This window comes from Rhodoferax ferrireducens, from assembly GCF_003347515.1.
GTDB lineage: Bacteria > Pseudomonadota > Gammaproteobacteria > Burkholderiales > Burkholderiaceae_C > Rhodoferax.
On record NZ_QEII01000085.1, the window covers coordinates 1 to 473 of the forward strand.

The 473-nt window shown below is 54.1% G+C and carries 1 pseudogene; it reads right to left on the reverse strand.

Annotation, left to right across the window (positions count from 1 at the left end):
* Positions 1 to 244: 244 nt before the first annotated feature.
* Positions 245 to 346, reverse strand: a pseudogene (locus C5P05_RS00340) (IS3 family transposase); the annotation flags it as partial.
* Between the last annotated feature and the right edge of the window lie 127 nt (positions 347 to 473).

Genomic DNA, 473 nt, shown 5'->3' on the forward strand with positions numbered 1-473 from the left:
CTGCGCCGATGATAGTGCGGATTCCCGTGTGAAAGTAGGTCATCGTCAGGCTATTAAACCGGAAACGCCCAGTCTGACGACTGGGCGTTTTTTTTTAACCTGTCGATTGTGTCTGAGTAAGGTAAGCGGCTAGCCAGGGCACCTTGACCCAGTTTGCCGGGAGTGCGTAAGCGTCTAGGCATGCCATTGTCGGCGCCGATTGAATATTGGTAAGCGGGGGGTGCGGCGTAAATCTTGGACGGGTTTATGCCGTAAGTCCGAGGCTCTCTCGGTATTCGAGGGGACTGAGTGAGCCAAGGGAGATTTTGATCCGCTTTTCGTTATACCAGCGAATGTAAGTGTCAATGGTAAGCAACTGGGGAACACACATTGACGCGATGAGCGCGTCAATGCATTAGTCGTCAACGAATGGTTTGAGGTTGCCAGCGATGGGGCAGCAAGTCGCCCACCTGACTGGCGCGTTGGGTCGGCAG